Source organism: Pseudomonas sp. BJa3 (genome assembly GCF_026343815.1).
In the GTDB taxonomy this organism is placed as follows: domain Bacteria; phylum Pseudomonadota; class Gammaproteobacteria; order Pseudomonadales; family Pseudomonadaceae; genus Aquipseudomonas; species Aquipseudomonas soli.
In genome coordinates this window covers 65,266-82,390 of sequence record NZ_JAOXMC010000010.1, presented here as the reverse complement: position 1 = coordinate 82,390, position 17,125 = coordinate 65,266, and the positions used below count along the sequence as shown (strand labels likewise).

The window sequence follows — 17,125 nt, the reverse complement described above, 5'->3', positions numbered from 1 at the left end:
TCCTCCGTTACCCCTAGCGAACGTCGCCGCGCAGCAGGCTCACCTGCTCGCGCAGCGCCTCGGGCTGCGCCGCCTCCACCGGGATGGCGGCGCCGGCCACCAGGGTCACCCGCGACCACAGGCGCTTGAAGAAGCCTTTGTTCGGGTCGCGGCTGAAGAAGCTGCCCCACAACCCCTGCAACGCCAACGGGATCACCGGCACCGGCGTCTCCTGCAGGATGCGGTTCACCCCGCCCTTGAACACATCGATCTCGCCATCCGCGCTCAGCTTGCCCTCAGGGAAGATGCACACCAGCTCGCCATCGGCCAGGTACCGGGCGATGCGGGCGAAGGCGCGCTCGTAGGTGGCCTCGTCCTCGCCGCGCCCGGCAATGGGGATGGCGCCCGCGGTGCGGAACACGAAATTGAGCACCGGCAGGTTGTAGATCTTGTAGTACATGACAAACCGGATCGGCCGGCGGATCGCGCCGCCGATCAGCAGCGCATCGACGAACGACACATGGTTGCACACCAGCAACGCCGCGCCTTCGTCGGGAATGCGCTGCAACTCACGGTGCTCGACCCGGTACATCGAGTGGCTGAGCAGCCAGATCAGGAAGCGCATGGTGAATTCCGGCACGATGCGGAAGATGTAGGCATTGACCGCGATGTTGAGCAGCGACACCACCAGGAACAGCTGCGGGATGCTCAGCTTGGCAAGGCTCAGTAGAACGATGGTGATGATCGCCGACACCACCATGAACAGCGCGTTGAGGATGTTGTTGGCGGCGATCACCCGGGCCCGCTCGCCCTCCGCGGTGCGCGCCTGAATCAGCGCGTACAGCGGCACGATGTAGAAGCCACCGAAAATACCCAGGCCGACGATCGACAGCATGATCCACCAGGCCTGGCTCATGGCCAGCAAGGTCAGCCAGTCATGGGGCACGGCACCGACCGGGACATCCCCCGAGTGCCACCACCAGAGCAGGCCGAACAGGGTCAGGCCGAACGAGCCGAACGGCACCAGGCCTATCTCCACCTTGCGCCCGCTCAAGCGCTCGCACAGCAGCGACCCGACGGCGATGCCTACCGAGAACAGGGTCAGCACCAGGGTGACCACGGTCTCGTCGCCGTGCAGCCAGTCCTTGGCGTAGGCCGGGATCTGCGTGAGGTAGATCGCGCCGACGAACCAGAACCACGAGTTGCCAACGATCGAGCGCGATACTGCCGGGGTCTGGCCCAGGCCCAGGCGCAAGGTCAGCCAGGACTGCTTGAAGATGTTCCAGTCCAGCTTCATCTGCGGCGCGGCAGCAGCGGCGCGGGGGATCCAGCGGCTGGCCAGGTAGCCCAGCACCGCGGTGCACACCACCCCGGTGGCGGCCAGCACCGCGTACTGGTTGGAGGACATCAGCATACCGGCGCCGATGGTGCCGGCCAGGATCGCCAGGAAGGTGCCCATTTCCACCAGGCCGTTGCCGCCCACCAGTTCCTCCTCACGCAGGGCCTGGGGCAGGATCGAGTATTTCACCGGGCCGAACAGCGCCGAGTGGGTGCCCATGGCGAACAGCGCCACCAGCATCAGTTCCAGATGATGGGTGACGAAACCGGTCGCGCCGATGGCCATGATGACGATCTCGGCCAGCTTGATCGCACGGATCAGGCGGTCCTTGGCGAACTTCTCGCCGAACTGCCCGGCCAGCGCCGAGAACAGGAAGAACGGCAGGATGAACAGCAACGCGCACAGGTTGACCCAGATCGAGCGGTCACCCTCCAGGCTCAGCTTGTAGAGGATTGCCAGGATCAGCGACTGCTTGAACAGGTTGTCGTTGAAGGCACCCAGCGACTGGGTGATGAAGAACGGCAGGAAGCGCCGCTTGCCGAGCAGGGTGAATTGCGAGGGGTGACTCATCGTCCTTGTACCTGGTTGGGCTTTGTCATTGGAGGCACGTACAGCGTGATAAGCCACAAATCTGCACGGGAATGTCCACAGGCACAAGGAACTTGTGGGAGCGGCAAGCCGCCCCTACAGGGCCACCATCAAGACTGCGCAATGCACGGCGACACGAACAGCTCCCCGCGCCAGGCGCCGCGCAGGGTCCGGCTGGCCACTAGCAGCCAGAGCAGCGCCAGCGCCACCACCAGCACCTGGCCGAACACGGTGAAGAAGCCCAGCCCCAGCCAGGCCGCCAGCTTCAGCGTGGCCAGGCAGTACACGCCAAGCGGAAAGGTGAACCCCCACCAGCCCAGGTTGAACGGCATGCCCTGGCGCATGTAGCGCAGGGTGATCAGCACCGCCGTCAGCAACCACCACAACCCGGCGCCCCACAGCACGATCCCGGCCACCAGCCCCAGCCCACGCGCCACCTCACCGAGACCGCCCAGGCCATTGGCGGCGAACACCGCTGGCGCATCGCCACCGAGCACCAGCATGCCCAGCGCGCCGGTACCGATCGGGCCCAGCGCCAGCCAGCTGGAGGCGGCCATGTTGGCCGGCGGCAGCTTGTGCAGGGCCATGCGCAACATGAGGATGGTGAGGATGCTGAACGCCACCGGCAGCGAAACCGCCCACATCACATAGCTGGTGATCACCACCAGGAACTGCCGGTGCGCATCCACCAGGTGCGGCGCCAACAGCCCGCCACTGGCGGCGGCGACCTCCGCAGCCACCACTGGCAGCAGCCACACCGCGGTCATCTGGTCGATGCTGTGCTCCTGGCGGGTGAACATCAGGTAGGGAATCGCCACGCCGCATAGCAGCGCCAGGCCCACGTCCAGCCACCAAAGCATTTCAACCCACCGCACCACGCCCTCGCCCCAGCGCGCCAAGCCGAATACCAGGGCACCGTTGAGGATGGTGGCCAGGCCCATGGGGATGGTGCCGAAGAACATCGACACGGTGGAGTGCGCGAAAATCCGCCGCGCCTCATCGAAGAACATTACCCAGCGGGCGCCGTACAGGATACAGAACAGGGTAAACAGGCCGATGGTCAGCCACCACAGGCCCTCGGCCACGCTGTCCAACCCCGGCACCTGGACCTGATGGAAGGCCAGGGCCAGCACGCCGGTACCCATGGTCGCGGCGAACCAGTTGGGGGTGAACTGGCGGATCACTTCGCGGGGGTGGGCCAACTGGCTGAACGGGCGCCAGGAAGGCGCGCGGGTCTGGGTGCATGGCATAAGCTGTCTCCTGCCCTTGTGTAAGGTATGAATATCTTATGCCTGGAAAGAATATCTATATAACGGGTAATTTCTCTATCTGTTATCGATTTCAAAGATATAGCAGCCCGGCCCGCACTTGACATATGCTTGACCGTTGACAATGACAAGGATCAGTCGATGCTACGCGCCCTCAAAGGCTACCCCGCTGCGGTTCGCCTGCTATTGTTCACCACCTTCACCTTGACCATGGCCCGGGCCATCACCCTGCCCTATCTGGTGGTGTACCTGTCAACGCACCTGGGCCTGTCGGTCGGTCAGACCGGCCTGCTGGTCGGCGGCGCGATGCTCCTGGCCTCCATGCTCAGCCTCTATGGCGGACACCTGGTCGACACCCTGCACAGTCATACCCTGATCGTCGCCTGCACCCTGGTGTTCGCCGTGGCCTTCCTCGGCATCGTGGCCAGCACTTCGGCTGCACTGTTCTTCTGCTTCCTGGTGATCGCCTACCTGGCCCAGACCGTGGTGGACATTGCCGCCAAGGCCGGGTTCTGTGCCTTGCTGCCGGAGAACCAACGCGGCGAAGTGTTCGCCATCAAGTACACCTTCAACAACATTGCCTGGGCCGCAGGGCCGATGCTGGGGGTGCTGCTGATCGAGGCGGACGACCACCTGCCGTTCGTGGTTTCGGCCCTGATCGGCCTCAGCCTGAGCCTGGTCTATTACCGCCTTGGCGAACGCAACTTGCTGAGCCTGCGCGAGGAAAGGCCGGCAGCGGGCTTCACCCAGGTCGCCCTGGGCATGCTGCGCGACCGGCGCCTGGTGTGCTTCACTTTGGGCGGCGTGCTCAGTGCAGTGGTGTTCGGCCAGTTCACCGCCTACCTTTCGCAATACCTGGTAGTGACCCTGAACGATCCCGCCGAGGTGGCGCGTCTGGCCGGCTACCTGGTCACCACCAATGCCCTGGCAGTAATCGGCCTGCAGTACCTGATCGGCCGACGCATCACCCGTCAGCACCTGATGCCCTGGCTGATGGCAGGCATGGCCATGTTCGTTGCCGGGTTGCTAGGGTTCTCGGTGGCCGCTTCGGCGCCGGCATGGTGCCTGGCCATGCTGGTATTCACCCTGGGCGAGATCATCGTGATTCCGGCCGAATTCATGTTCATCGACCTGATCGCGCCGGAGCATCTGCGCGGGGTTTATTATGGCGCGCAGAACCTCTCCAACCTCGGCGCTGGGCTCGGGCCGATCCTGGTAGGGCTGGCACTGGGGCATGTGGTGCCGGTGACGGTGTTCTGCCTGTTGATCGGGTCGGTGCTACTGGCGGCGGTGTTCTACTGGATGGGCATACGCAGGGCCCGCCAGGCTTAGTTGGCAATACTGGCCCATCGCGGGCCCTGCGACGTCCTGCCACTGCGACCATCGTCGGCGCTGACGAACCGCGCCCTGCGTGCCAGACTGATTGATCGGGACCGCGTTTTCTTTTTTGCTCCGGAGTTTGCATGTCGTTGTCCAGCGGGCTGATCGCCGTGGTCGCCCTGGCCTATATGGCCATCATGTTCGCCATCGCCTTCTACGGCGACCGCCGCAGCACACCGTTGCCGCCGCGTCTGCGCGCCTGGGTGTACAGTCTGTCGCTGGCCGTCTACTGCACCAGCTGGACCTTCTTCGGCGCGGTCGGCCAGGCCGCCGAGCAGCTCTGGGCGTTCCTGCCCATCTACCTGGGCCCGGTGCTGCTGCTGATCTTCGCGCCTTGGGTACTGCAGAAGATGGTGCTGATCAGCAAGCAGCAGAACATCACCTCGATCGCCGACTTCATCGCTGCCCGCTACGGCAAGTCGCAGAGCCTCGCGGTGGTGGTGGCGCTGATCTGCCTGGTTGGCGTGCTGCCGTACATCGCCCTGCAGCTCAAGGGCATCGTGCTGGGGGTGAACCTGCTGATCGGCGCCAACGCCGACGCCACCGGCAGCCGGGTGCAGGACACCGCACTGGTGGTATCGCTGGTGCTGGCGCTGTTCGCCATCGTCTTCGGCACCCGCAGCCTGGACGTCACCGAGCACCACCGCGGCATGGTCCTGGCAATCGCCTTCGAATCGCTGGTCAAGCTGCTGGCCTTCCTTGCCGTGGGCGCCTTCGTGGTGTTCAACCTGTACGACGGCTTCGACGACCTGTTCACCCAAGCCCGGCAATCCGTGCACCTGAACGACTACTGGGAAGAAACCATCAACTGGCCGTCGATGGTGGTGCAGACTGCCGTGGCGATGATGGCGATCATCTGCCTGCCGCGGCAGTTCCACGTCACCGTGGTGGAGAACATCGAGCCCCAGGACATGCGCCTGGCGCGCTGGGTGTTCCCGCTATACCTGGCCCTGGCAGCGCTGTTCGTGGTGCCCATCGCCCTGGCCGGGCAAATGCTGCTGCCGGGCGCGGTAATCTCCGACTCCTTCGTGATCAGCCTGCCGCTGGCCGAAGCCCACCCGAGCCTGGCCCTGCTGGCATTTATCGGCGGCGCCTCGGCGGCCACCGGCATGGTCATCGTCGAGGCCGTGGCGTTGTCGACCATGGTCTCCAACGACATGCTGCTGCCCTGGTTGCTACGGCGCAACAACGCCGAACGGCCATTCGAGGTATTCCGCCACTGGATGCTCTCGGTGCGCCGGGTGACCATCGTGGTGATCCTGCTGCTGGCCTATGTCAGCTACCGCCTGCTCGGCTCCACCGCGAGCCTGGCGACCATTGGCCAGATCGCCTTCGCCGCAGTCACCCAGCTCACTCCGGCCATGCTCGGCGCGCTGTACTGGAAGCAGGCCAACCGCCGCGGCGTATTCGCAGGACTGGCCGCCGGCATCTTCCTGTGGTTCTACACCCTGGTCCTGCCAATCGCCGCCCACAGCCTGGGCTGGCCACTGCAAGTGTTCCCGGGCCTGGCCTGGCTGCACGGCAACCCACTCAACCTGCCGATAACCCCGCTCACCCAGGGCGTGGTGCTGTCACTGGCGGGCAACTTCACCCTGTTCGTCTGGGTTTCGATCCTGTCGCGCACGCGGGTCTCCGAGCACTGGCAAGCCGGACGCTTCATCGGCCAGCAGACCAATGCCCGCCCCTCCAGCAAACCCTTGCTGGCAGTGCAGATCGACGACCTGCTCAAGCTCGCCGCGCGATTCGTCGGCGAAGAGCGCGCGCGGCAAAGCTTCATCCGCTTCGCCTACCGTCAGGGCAAGGGCTTCAACCCCAACCAGAACGCCGACGGCGACTGGATCGAGCACACCGAACGACTGCTGGCCGGCGTTCTCGGCACTTCCTCGACCCGGGCGGTGGTCAAGGCCGCCATCGAAGGCCGCGACATGCAGCTCGAGGACGTGGTGCGCATCGCCGACGAAGCCAGCGAAGTGCTGCAGTTCAACCGTGCGCTGCTGCAGGGGGCCATCGAGAACATCAACCAGGGCATCAGCGTGGTCGACCAGAACCTGCACCTGGTGGCCTGGAACCGCCGGTACCTCGAACTGTTCAACTACCCCGACGGGCTGATCAGCGTCGGCCGACCGATCGCCGACATCATCCGCTACAACGCCGAACGCGGCCTGTGCGGCCCGGGCGAGGCACAGGTGCACGTGGCGCGGCGCCTGCACTGGATGCGCCAGGGCCGTGCCCACTCTTCCGAGCGGCTGTTCCCCAATGGCCGGGTGATCGAGCTGATCGGCAACCCTATGCCCGGCGGCGGCTTTGTCATGAGCTTCACCGACATCACCCCGTTCCGCGAAGCCGAGCAGGCCCTGCGCGACTCCAACGAAGGGCTGGAACAGCGGGTCGCCGAGCGTACTCATGAGCTGTCACAGCTGAACCAAGCCTTGACCGAGGCCAAGAGCCGCGCCGAGGCGGTCAGCCAATCCAAGACCCGCTTCCTTGCCGCGGTCAGCCACGACCTGATGCAACCGCTCAACGCCGCCCGGCTGTTCTCCGCCGCCCTGTCGCAGCAGGCCGAAGGCATGAACGACGAAGCCCGGCAACTGGTGCAGCACATGGACAGTTCGCTGCGCTCCGCCGAAGAGCTGATCAGCGACCTGCTCGACATCTCGCGCCTGGAGAACGGCAAGGTCACCCCCGACATCAAGCCTTTCGCCCTCCATGAGCTGTTCGACACCCTTGGCGCCGAGTTCAAGGTGCTGGCCGCCGAGAAGGGCCTGGAGTTTCGCCTGCGTGGCAGCCGCCTGCAGGTCGACAGCGACATGAAACTGCTGCGCCGGGTGCTGCAGAACTTCCTCACCAATGCCCTGCGCTACGGCAAGGGTCCGATCCTGCTCGGCGCCAGACGCAAGGGCGAACGTCTTTGGCTTGAAGTGTGGGACCGCGGGCCCGGCATCGCCGACGACAAGCTGGCGGTGATCTTCCAGGAGTTCAAGCGCCTGGACAGCCACCAGACCCGCGCCGAGAAAGGCCTGGGGCTGGGCCTGGCGATCGCCGATGGTTTGTGCCGGGTGCTCGGGCACGCGCTGGAGGTACGTTCCTGGCCGGGCAAGGGCAGCGTGTTCCGCGTCAGCGTGCCCATCGCCCGCAGCCCCGCGCCCGCGACGCCCGCCCCCGTGGAACAGGCCGGCCAGCCGCTGGCCGGGCTGCAGGTGCTGTGCGTGGACAACGAAGACAGCATCCTCATCGGCATGAACAGCCTGCTCAGCCGCTGGGGCTGCCAGGTGTGGACCGCGCGCAACCAGGCCGAATGCGAGGCCCTGCTCGGCAAGGGCCTGCGCCCGCACCTGGCGTTGGTGGACTACCACCTGGATGACGGCGAGACCGGTACCGGTCTGATGGGTTGGCTACGGGCGCGCCTGGGCGAGCCAGTGCCCGGTGTCGTGATCAGCGCCGACGGACGCAACGAGACCATCGCCCTGGTCCATGCCGCAGGCCTGGACTACCTGGCCAAGCCGGTCAAGCCGGCAGCGCTGCGCGCCCTGCTCAATCGGCATCTGAGCCTGGTTCAGTAAGGACCTCGTCGCTCAGGGCGCGCTCGACCAGCTCGGCCGGCAGGCTCTTGCTGGCCCGTGCGCCGAGCAGCTTGAGCTGCTCACTGCGGCTGACCAGGTTGCCGCGCCCCTCGCACAACTTGTTGCGTGCCGCGGCATAGGCCTTGTCGACCTGGGCCAGGCGGGCGCCGAGCTCGTCCAGGTCCTGGATGAACAGCACGAACTTGTCATACAGCCAGCCGGCGCGCTCGGCGATCTCGCGGGCGTTCTGGCCCTGGCGTTCCTGTTTCCACAGGCTGTCGATCACCCTCAGTGTGGCCAGCAAGGTGGTCGGGCTGACAATCACGATCTGCCGGTCGAAGGCCTCCTGGAACAGGTTGGGCTCAGCCTGCAGCGCCGCCGAGAACGCCGCCTCGATGGGCACGAACAACAGCACGAAATCGAGGCTGTGCAGGCCCTCCAGGCGGTTGTAGTCCTTGCTCGACAAACCCTTGACGTGATTGCGCAGCGACTGCACGTGCTGCTTGAGGGCAGCCTCGTCGTTGTTGCCGACAAACTGCTGGTAGGCCGTGAGGCTGACCTTGGCATCGACCACCACCTGCTTGTCGCCCGGCAGCATGATCAGCACGTCGGGCTGGAACCGCTCGCCGTCGGCGCTCTTGAGGCTGACCTGGGTCTGGTACTCGCGCCCCTTCTCCAGCCCCGCGTGCTCCAGCACCCGCTCCAGGATCAGCTCGCCCCAGTTGCCCTGGGTCTTCTGTCCCTTGAGTGCCTGGGTAAGGTTGGTGGCTTCGTCGGACAGGCGCAGGTTGAGCTGTTGCAGACGCTCGAGCTCCTTGCCCAGGGAGAACCGCTCGCGGGCTTCCTGCTGGTAGCTTTCCTCGACACGCTTCTCGAACGCCTGAATGCGCTCCTTGAGCGGGTCAAGCAATTGGCCCAGGTGCTGCTGGCTGGTCTGGGCGAAGCGTTGTTCGCGCTCATCGAAGATTCTGGTGGCCAGGTCGGCGAACTGGGCACGCAAGGTGTCGCGGGCTTGCTGCAAGTCTTCCAGGCGTTGCTGGTGGCTTTCCTGCTGCTCGCGTAACTCGGCCTCCAGCCGTGCGGCCTGCGCCTCCAGGCGGCGCAGCTCGGCCTCACGGTTGGCGCGCTCGAGGTGCCAGGCGTGGGCGGCATCGCGGCTGTTGTCGCGGTCGATCTGCAGCAACTCCAGCTCACGCCCCTGGGCGGCCAGCTGGGTCTGCTTGATGGTGTTGGCCTCGCTGAGGTCGCTGATCTCGTCACGGCTGGCCTCCAGCTGCGCCTGCAGGCCAGCCTGGGCCAGTTGCGCGGCGGCAAGGCGCTCTGCAAGCAGTGCTTGCTCGGCCTTGCGCGCACCCTGGCCGCGCTGTACCTGCATGACCCAGCCCAGGCAAGGCACGGCACCTGCCACCAAGCCCAGCAGAATGCTGGTCAGATCCACTGTCATGCCTACCCCGATCGAACACTGATTGATGCTGCGCAGCTTATCAGGCTGCTGGCGCGGTTGCCTGTGCAGCCCTGTCGCGGGCAAGCCCTCGCCTGTTCAGGCGGGGAACCACTGACGCAACAGCCGCCGCGCCTCCTGCGAACCCTGCCCCGCCGCCAGCTCCAACCAGTAACGGGCCTGTTCAGGCTCCTGGGCCTGGCACAACCGGCCAAACTCCAGCTGTGCCCGACGGTCACCGGCACGGGCCGCCTGACGCAACAGCTCATGACCGATACGCCGGTCGCGGGCATTGCCGCAATCCCGGCAAAGCATCTGCCCCAGGCGGCTTTGCGCCACCACCACGCCCTGGCGCGCCGGTTGCTTGAGCATGCGCCCGGCCAGGTGCTTGACGCTGGGCTTATCGCCCAGGCGCGGGCTGTCGAGCAGCCACAGGGCCACTTTCAGGGAAAAGCGCTTGGGGGACGGCAGCGCTGGAGAGGCATCAGGACTGGCGAAGTGTTTACCGCGAAGCTTCATGACCAACAGCAAGGGTGACTCGAGAGGCGCGCCACTCTACTCGATTTTTTGCAAACTGGCCCGGGCGACTTTCGGCTGATCGACATTTTTTTCGATGATTTTTTCTTGACGTTTTCACGGTGAAAATGCCCATGCCAGACCGCGCCACCAATTGTCGGACAATCGATGAAACAGCTGGCACGCCCGTCCTAGAGCAAGCGCCCGGGACAATCCACAGAACCTGTGGATAAGTCGGTGGACAACCCCTGAAGGCAGCCCGCAAACCCCTGTGAAATGGGGCTTTCAGTCAAACTGACGATTTTTTCACCAGCAAAAATTAGTGTTTTTTTTCATTGACTTAAGCCCGCAGTCAAGTCATTGGCGAGCCTTCCACAGGATGTTGCAAGTGCGTTACAAGTCTCCGGGCGAGTGTGTACAAGTGCACCATCAAACGGCACGACTGCGCCCGAAAACGGCACATCCAGGCGATTGCCGGGGCATTTACCCCTCTTCACAGCAGGTGCAATAGGCGACATAATGGTCGGCTCCCCGCAATAAAATAAAGCTTGCCAACCCTTGTATGTTCGCGTAGGGTTGCGCCCTGTTAGTACCCAGCTGAAGTCATTCTGGCCACTTAGTCCCTACAGCCCGGCGCTCAAGACGAGCAGGCGCTGCCCCATCGGGACCGGCCCATTCGATGATTCACTCGGCAGACCCTGCCCAGCACGAATCACGTTTTCAGATTGATCAGGATCTTCCCCGGCGCCCAGAACCCTGGTGTCGGTGTGCTGCCTGCCTTCTGTCGTACCTACCAGTCAGCCCAGCGCCACTTATTGCATGCGCCCCTCTGGCTGCCCTGTTCCAGTCAGGTTCTGCGTCTCCTTAATAAAGACGTCACTGGAACGTTTCTATTGTGCACGGATCACATACCGTGTCTTATGCAGGAACATCCAACAATATGAATAACCATCAACAAATCCAGGCTGCCTTTGGCACCCTTTCCCAGGCCTTCGCTCCACTCAAGTGCCTTATCGTTGCCCCACGCAAGGGCAGCTTCAGCTTCACCCTGGTCGACGAATACGGTGTGGCTTGCCACAGCGAGCGTCTCTATCCGGACCAATACAACCGGGCCGAGCCGCTGCAGGCCGTGATCGAGCGTGCGCGCCAATCGTTGACCGCATGAATGAATGGCAGGTGATTCAGCCCATGAATACACCCTGCACGCGCCAGCCTGAAGGTAATTGGCTTAATCGCCAGCGGGCATATGCTCCACGCCTTCTGGCCGCAATCGATTTAAAAACAGCCCTTTACACCACAGTTATCACACTACACTTCAACTCGAGCGGCACCTGCCGCTTCCGGCGGGCCTGACCACTCACCAGCTGCCAAGCTCCAGCGCCCGTCGGCCCTTTTCGTAAGAGGCCATCATGGGCATCGCTGCGAACGAGTTGAGTCGATACGTGATCCGACCGACCCTGATCTACCTGGGCCGCCACTGCGACAGCGCAGAAGCTTTGTTACTGGGCGTTGCCGCAAGCCAGTCGGGGCTGGGCGCTGCCCTGCATGACCGACGCGGCCATGGGCTTTACCGGATCGGTGAGAATCGTCACAGTTGTTTGTGGGACGAATACCTGGCCCGCGACCCCGAACTGGCCAGCCTGGTCCGCGGTCTGGCCAGTCAGCACGCCTTTCTCGGTGGCCCCCACCTCGAACTCACCGTCAACCTGCGCTACGCCACCGCCATCGCCTGGATGCTCATAGAAGAGCAGGCCACGCCGCTTCCAGCCGCCGACGATTTACTGGGCCTGGCGCGGATCTGGCGGCAGACCTTCCACCCCCAGGGGCGCCTGCGGGATTTCACCCACGCCTGGCACCAGTGCATCGAGCCGATGCTTACCCACGCCTCCTGAACAGCCACGTCCTACAACCGGAATAAACGGAATTTTGGTCGGATTGTCCTACAAAACCGCTCTATCTCCTGCGTTCTAGCCTATAGCGCAGCGCGGCATTTGTTGGTAGCGTTTCGCCCCGGAGATCCCAAGGAGTTTCTAATAATGAAAAAAGTTATGCTCAAAACCTCTCTCGGCGTTGCCATTGCCCTCGCTTCCAGCCAATTGCTCGCCAGCGGCTTTGCCCTGAACGAACAGAGCATCAGCGGCATGGGGACAGGTTTTGCGGGTCGTTCTTCTTCTGCCGAAGATGCCAGCACCGTGTATGGCAACCCGGCGGGCATGTCCCGCCTGAAGCGCGATCAAATGACCGTCGGTGGTGCCGCGGTCATCGCCAAATCCGATATTTCCGGACGCGGCAGCAACAAAGGGGGGGAAATGGACGGCGACATGGTGCCTCTGGTCGGCGTGCCGATGGGTTACTACGTCAAGTCCATCGATGATCACTGGAGCGTCGGTTTCGGCGTCTACGTGCCATTCGGCCTGGTCACCGACTACGGCAGCGACGATGCCGCGCGCTACTGGGGCAAGAAAAGCCATGTTCAGGTCGTGACCTTCCAGCCGACCGTGAGCTATGCGTTCAACGACAAGGTCTCGATCGGTTTCGGCCCGACCATCAACCGCATCGAGGGTGAACTGGGCTCGAACCTGGCCAGCATCTCGCCGTTGCGTCCGGCCGATGGCGAAGTGAAGATCAAGGGCGACGACACCGCGGTTGGCTACAACATCGGTATCCTGGTCCAGGCCACCGACCGCACCCGCGTCGGCCTGACCTACCACTCGATGGTCGACTACAAGCTCGAAGGCAAGACCAAGGTCAGCTACCCGCTGCTTGGCCTGGACGGCAACAAGTTCGATGCCACCCTGAAGATCAAGACTCCCGAGTCGGTGGACTTCTCGGTCACCCACGAGCTTGACGACCAGTGGACCTTGTACGCAGGCAGCACCTGGACCCGTTGGAGCCGCCTGGAGAACATCACGGTCAACAACGAAGTGCCGGCAGGCCCTGCCGGGCAGTTCGCGACCATCAACGAAGAGCAGAACTGGCACGACACCTGGGCTCACGCCATTGGTGCCTCGTACAAGGTCAACAAGGAATGGGTCCTGCGGACCGGTTTCTCGGTTGACCAGTCGCCGACCAACAACACCAACCGTTCGCCGCGCATCCCCACTGGCGATCGCAAGATCTTCAGCATCGGTGCCGGTTGGAGCCCGTCCGACGACATGACCATCGACGTGGCCTACTCCTACCTGTGGGAAGAGGACACCAAGGTCAACAACCAGCCGCACAGCCCGACCGAAGCCGGCCTCAAAGGCAGCTACCAGGCCAAGTACGAAAACAGTGCCCACGGCATTGGTGCTTCGCTGACCTACCGCTTCTGAGTGTCACCCGCTGCATGAAGAAACCGCCCTCGTGGCGGTTAATGAGATGGTCACCCCGACACCCTGCGAGGGCTACGCTTTCGCAGGGTTTTTCATTCCGGAGGCCATCATCATGAGCGATTTGGCACTGGTCGGTATCGACCTCGGCAAACATACCTTTCATCTGCACGGCCAGGATAAGCCCGGCCGGGAGCTGTTTCGCAAGAAGCTCTCACGACAGCAAATGATGCGGTTTTTCGCCAACCTGCCAGCGTGCACCGTGGTGATGGAAGCATGCGCCGGCGCACATTTCGTCGCTCGTGAGCTGACCGCCCTGGGGCATCAGGCGAGGCTGATTTCTCCTCAGTTCGTTAAGCCCTTTGTCAAAGGCAACAAAAACGATTTCGTCGATGCGCAAGCTATCTGCGAAGCCGCTTCGCGCCCTTCGATGCGTTTCGTTTCGCCCAAGACCGAAGCTCAGCAGACTCTTTCTGTGTTACATCGCCTACGCGAGTCACTGATCCGTGACCGCACTAAGGCCGTCAACCAAATGCATGGGTTCTTGCTTGAGTTCGACATCAGCTTGCCCCAGGGCCTAGCGGTCATGAAGCGTTTGTCTGCTGTTCTCGCGGAGCACGAGCTGTCTGCTCGGCTGATAATGCTGCTGCAACGTCTGCACGACCATTTCGCCTATCTGGACGAGCAGGTCAAGGCACTGGATAAAGAGCTGGTTGGCCAGCTGGCCGACGATGATCTAGGGCGTCGTTTATTGAGCATGCCCTGTGTCGGGCCGATCACCGCCAGCCTGCTGGCTGTGGAAATGGGTGATGGTCAGCAATACGGCTGCAGTCGCGATTTTGCTGCTTCTCTAGGCTTGGTGCCCAGGCAGTACAGCACAGGCGGCAAAGCTAACTTGCTAGGGATCAGCAAGCGAGGCGACAAGAATCTGCGACGCCTTTTGGTGCAATGCGCCAGGGTCTACATGCAGAACCTGGCGCGGCAGAAGGGGGCTCTGGCGGACTGGGTGCGAGCGCTTATGACGCGCCGACACTCAAACGTGGTCGCCTGTGCGCTGGCCAATAAATTCGCCCGCATAGCTTGGGCGATTTCTGCTCATCACACCCAATACGAAACAGGGCCAGGCGCCTTGAACGCCTGACCCTGTGGTTGTTGCTGTACCACGATTCACCTTTCAGGTTTTGCGATAGCTGAGCAATAGATGAAATAAACGGTCTACCGGCCTGGCGAGGATCCTGACATAAAAATCGGCTCTCGAAGCCGAGCGGTTTTTAAGGATCGTCAGGCGCGACTCTCATCGTGGCGCGGGGCTTACCCCAATTTGACGCCGGATAGATTTAAGCAAGCCATCCATTTCATCCGTTAATCAGTATTGCAAAAAATGGGGTGACCATAGATTTTCATGCCTGTACGGGCCATTGTTCGCCCAGGCACTGTTGCAGGTATTCCATGAACACACGCACCTTGGTCGTCAGCGCAAAGCGGTCGGCCAAGCACAGATAGACATCCATCGGTTCAGTCCGGGCATAAACGTGGCTACCGCCATTGTTTTCGAACAACGGCACCAGCCGGCCGGTATCCAGGTGCGGGCGCACGACGAACTCCGCCAGGCGGGTAATGCCGCCGTCATTCAGGGCCATCTGGGTCAGCGCATCGATATCGTCACTGATCAACACCTTGCCGAACCGGGCTTCGAAACGCAGCCCGTCACGCATGAAGCCCCAGGGCAGCAAGCGCCCATCCACCGGGTAGCGGAACACCAGGCAACTGTGGTCTTGCAGGTTTTCCGGGGTGGTGGGCCGACCAGCGCTGGTCAGGTAGCCAGGCGAGGCGCAGCAGACAAATGGAATACGGGCGATATGCCGGGCCAGCAGGTGGTCTTCCAACTGCGGGGTGATGCGCAGGCTGACATCCACATCTTCCAGGGCGTGATTGACCTTGCGGTCAGCCATCACCAACTCTATCGAAAGCAGCGGGTAGCGGGCGCTGAATGCCGGGATCAACGGCGCCAGTACATGCCGACCGAAGGCTGAGGTCGAGGCGATGCACAATCGCCCCTGGGGCTCGCTGTCCGGCGTGGTAACTGCCTGCTCGGCCTGGGCAAGCTCGCGCTCGATATGCCGCACACGCTCGTAGTACAAGCTGCCAGGCGGTGTCAGGGCCATGTTGCGGGTAGTACGGGTCAACAGCCGTACCTGCAGGTGTGATTCCAGTCGCGCAAGGTTCTGGCTTACAGCGGCAGGGCTCACTCCGAGATTGCGGGCGCCGCCAGCGATGCTGCCTGCTTCGACGACCTTGATAAAACTGCGAATGGCGTTAAGCAGGTCCATGGCTGGCTCGTGTGATTCGTAAGGTTCTCTTTATAAAGAACTCACCAGTCAGGATCTACAACATCCCGCACACCCGTTGCTAATCTGCGCCTCCCAGCAAACGAACAGGAGGCTCCATGACCGAACTGTCTATCTCACGCAGTCGACGTAAATTGCACCGGCGTGCAACCCCCTATGTCTTCGCCTTTTACATGTCCGCAATCATGGCCTTGCTGATGTGCTTCGTGATCACAGCTGCCAATGCCGGCGTCGATGCCGACTATCTCGGAAATGTACTTAAAGCCTACCGTTTGGCAATGCCGGTGGCGTTCGTATGCGTTCTGATGGTGCGGCCAGTGGTGATGCGCATGGTTGCGCTGACCGTGCATTGCCAATGATCATTGCTGCTCGCCGGGCCCTATCGACAAATAATCCAGACCACGCACAGGCCAGAGCGGCCGGGCACAGGTGCCGTGGCCAAATTGCCGGCCTCGACAACTTGATAAAACGGCAGGTGGCGCTGGGTGGGTCACTTCTATAATCAGACCTGCTCTCTGAGATCCATTCTCTTTAAAGGCACTGCGTCGGGACCTGATGCTTTACTATCCGACTTAAACATACCCAATTGGTAGTCTCCCCCTTGAACATGGGCCGCCACGCTTAGCACCTTTGATAAGCCTTTCATCATAGCGTCGGTGCTGACGGTTGCGAGCGTCACATCGTTCGCAGGGGGAGAATCCGAATGGATGATTAGGGTTTCTGTGTTGCTTGTTACACCCGCTGCGGTGAAAAGCAGACTTCCTGCGTTGGCGGCCGTAGCGGCAGCCGTTACCGCGATTTGCTTCCATGATGGCGGGCTCGTGCCATCTTGGCCGCCACCAAATTTAGCACGCAACATATTAACCAAGGCGCCGCCGTTTTTAATTAGAAGCGTACCATCGAGAGCAGCAGATGAAACAGCACCAAAGATTTGATTATTTGAGAGCACCCTGTCGCTGCTACTACTAGAATCGTAGATTTGGGTCGAACTATTCATATCAAAGCTGGTAGCGCCAGAAAAAAGCTGACTTCGAATTGATCCATTACTTGGCACCCAGCCATTGGAAATTTTCGCCTTACCACTGCGGTCCTGATAGTTGATCGGATCACCACTACAATAGGCATACGCATTGATACCTCCCTTTGCGAACGGGCTCAACGCATCGGGAGATAAGAAACGCATCAAGCAAGGGTCGTATATTCGATACCCATTACCCAGGTGATAAAAACCCGTCGATGCTTCACGCGCCTGACCACAATATGCCAGCCGTGGAACAGTGGCTGCTGCCAATGCACCATAAGGCGGGTAGCTTCGAGCAGCACCTGCCGACGCCAGAACTGAATGTTGCTGGTCGCATAGTGTTAGATTCTGCATCGCCATGATGCTCTCCACGA

13 protein-coding genes are annotated in these 17,125 nt (G+C 62.2%); 7 read left to right on the top strand and 6 right to left on the bottom strand.

Annotated elements, in window-relative coordinates:
- Nucleotides 1-13 precede the first annotated feature (13 nt).
- Both OH705_RS14470 and OH705_RS14465 read right to left on the bottom strand, forming a co-directional pair.
- Entirely contained in the window at nt 14-1,888 is a 1,875-nt protein-coding gene (locus OH705_RS14470; RefSeq protein ID WP_267302414.1) for an MFS transporter, read from the bottom strand.
- Nucleotides 1,889-2,016: 128 nt separating this feature from the next.
- The gene (locus OH705_RS14465) at nt 2,017-3,156 is read right to left on the bottom strand and encodes a TDT family transporter (RefSeq protein WP_267302413.1); all 1,140 of its coding nucleotides are present in this window, start codon (nt 3,154-3,156) and stop codon (nt 2,017-2,019) included.
- A gap of 159 nt (nt 3,157-3,315) precedes the next feature.
- Between OH705_RS14465 and OH705_RS14460 the strand changes: the two genes are divergently transcribed.
- Together OH705_RS14460 and OH705_RS14455 are read left to right on the top strand one after the other, a co-directional pair.
- Nucleotides 3,316-4,506, top strand: a complete 1,191-nt coding sequence (locus tag OH705_RS14460; protein ID WP_267302412.1) for an MFS transporter — start codon at nt 3,316-3,318, stop codon at nt 4,504-4,506.
- Between the two features lie 131 nt (nt 4,507-4,637).
- Complete coding sequence (locus tag OH705_RS14455) at nt 4,638-8,114, top strand: NahK/ErcS family hybrid sensor histidine kinase/response regulator (protein ID WP_104445024.1); 3,477 nt, start codon at nt 4,638-4,640, stop codon at nt 8,112-8,114.
- Here OH705_RS14455 and rmuC read toward each other — a convergent pair.
- Complete coding sequence (gene rmuC / locus OH705_RS14450) at nt 8,086-9,444, bottom strand: DNA recombination protein RmuC (protein WP_177182929.1); 1,359 nt, start codon at nt 9,442-9,444, stop codon at nt 8,086-8,088. The two genes, OH705_RS14455 and rmuC, sit on opposite strands and share 29 nt — an antisense overlap.
- Nucleotides 9,445-9,654: 210 nt before the next feature.
- The gene (locus OH705_RS14445) at nt 9,655-10,074 is read right to left on the bottom strand and encodes a tetratricopeptide repeat protein (protein ID WP_038707589.1); all 420 of its coding nucleotides are present in this window, start codon (nt 10,072-10,074) and stop codon (nt 9,655-9,657) included.
- Between the two features lie 937 nt (nt 10,075-11,011).
- On the opposite strand from OH705_RS14445, the gene OH705_RS14440 reads away from it, so the two are divergent.
- The 4 genes from OH705_RS14440 (at nt 11,012) to OH705_RS14425 (ending at nt 14,523) form a co-directional block, all read left to right on the top strand.
- On the top strand, nt 11,012-11,236 hold the full coding sequence (locus tag OH705_RS14440; RefSeq protein WP_267302411.1) for a hypothetical protein: 225 nt from the start codon (nt 11,012-11,014) through the stop codon (nt 11,234-11,236).
- 244 nt (nt 11,237-11,480) lie between these two features.
- Nucleotides 11,481-11,963, top strand: a complete 483-nt coding sequence (locus OH705_RS14435; protein ID WP_094011820.1) for a hypothetical protein — start codon at nt 11,481-11,483, stop codon at nt 11,961-11,963.
- 144 nt (nt 11,964-12,107) lie between these two features.
- Nucleotides 12,108-13,385 carry an OmpP1/FadL family transporter gene (locus OH705_RS14430; RefSeq protein ID WP_267302410.1) on the top strand — a complete coding sequence of 426 codons (1,278 nt, stop codon included), beginning with the start codon at nt 12,108-12,110 and terminating at the stop codon, nt 13,383-13,385.
- A 112-nt stretch (nt 13,386-13,497) separates the two neighbouring features.
- Complete coding sequence (locus OH705_RS14425) at nt 13,498-14,523, top strand: IS110 family transposase (RefSeq protein WP_267302409.1); 1,026 nt, start codon at nt 13,498-13,500, stop codon at nt 14,521-14,523.
- A gap of 259 nt (nt 14,524-14,782) precedes the next feature.
- On the opposite strand, the gene OH705_RS14420 is transcribed toward OH705_RS14425, so the two are convergent.
- A complete protein-coding gene (locus OH705_RS14420; protein ID WP_267302408.1) occupies nt 14,783-15,712 on the bottom strand; it encodes a LysR family transcriptional regulator in 930 nt (309 codons plus the stop codon).
- 116 nt (nt 15,713-15,828) lie between these two features.
- Between OH705_RS14420 and OH705_RS14415 the strand changes: the two genes are divergently transcribed.
- Nucleotides 15,829-16,089, top strand: a complete 261-nt coding sequence (locus OH705_RS14415) for a DUF2798 domain-containing protein (protein ID WP_267302407.1) — start codon at nt 15,829-15,831, stop codon at nt 16,087-16,089.
- Between the two features lie 143 nt (nt 16,090-16,232).
- Here the strand turns inward: OH705_RS14415 and OH705_RS14410 are convergent, their stop codons facing one another.
- Nucleotides 16,233-17,111, bottom strand: a complete 879-nt coding sequence (locus OH705_RS14410; RefSeq protein WP_267302406.1) for an RHS repeat-associated core domain-containing protein — start codon at nt 17,109-17,111, stop codon at nt 16,233-16,235.
- Between the last annotated feature and the right edge of the window lie 14 nt (nt 17,112-17,125).

What these genes read in the sequence shown, in the direction of transcription:
- OH705_RS14470 (WP_267302414.1), bottom strand. Translation starts at nt 1,888, where the DNA reads ATGAGTCACCCCTCGCAATTCACCCTGCTCGGCAAGCGGCGCTTCCTG.
- OH705_RS14465 (WP_267302413.1), bottom strand. Translation starts at nt 3,156, where the DNA reads ATGCCATGCACCCAGACCCGCGCGCCTTCCTGGCGCCCGTTCAGCCAG.
- OH705_RS14460 (WP_267302412.1), top strand. Translation starts at nt 3,316, where the DNA reads ATGCTACGCGCCCTCAAAGGCTACCCCGCTGCGGTTCGCCTGCTATTG.
- OH705_RS14455 (WP_104445024.1), top strand. Translation starts at nt 4,638, where the DNA reads ATGTCGTTGTCCAGCGGGCTGATCGCCGTGGTCGCCCTGGCCTATATG.
- OH705_RS14445 (WP_038707589.1), bottom strand. Translation starts at nt 10,074, where the DNA reads ATGAAGCTTCGCGGTAAACACTTCGCCAGTCCTGATGCCTCTCCAGCG.
- OH705_RS14440 (WP_267302411.1), top strand. Translation starts at nt 11,012, where the DNA reads ATGAATAACCATCAACAAATCCAGGCTGCCTTTGGCACCCTTTCCCAG.
- OH705_RS14435 (WP_094011820.1), top strand. Translation starts at nt 11,481, where the DNA reads ATGGGCATCGCTGCGAACGAGTTGAGTCGATACGTGATCCGACCGACC.
- OH705_RS14430 (WP_267302410.1), top strand. Translation starts at nt 12,108, where the DNA reads ATGAAAAAAGTTATGCTCAAAACCTCTCTCGGCGTTGCCATTGCCCTC.
- OH705_RS14425 (WP_267302409.1), top strand. Translation starts at nt 13,498, where the DNA reads ATGAGCGATTTGGCACTGGTCGGTATCGACCTCGGCAAACATACCTTT.
- OH705_RS14420 (WP_267302408.1), bottom strand. Translation starts at nt 15,712, where the DNA reads ATGGACCTGCTTAACGCCATTCGCAGTTTTATCAAGGTCGTCGAAGCA.
- OH705_RS14415 (WP_267302407.1), top strand. Translation starts at nt 15,829, where the DNA reads ATGACCGAACTGTCTATCTCACGCAGTCGACGTAAATTGCACCGGCGT.
- OH705_RS14410 (WP_267302406.1), bottom strand. Translation starts at nt 17,111, where the DNA reads ATGGCGATGCAGAATCTAACACTATGCGACCAGCAACATTCAGTTCTG.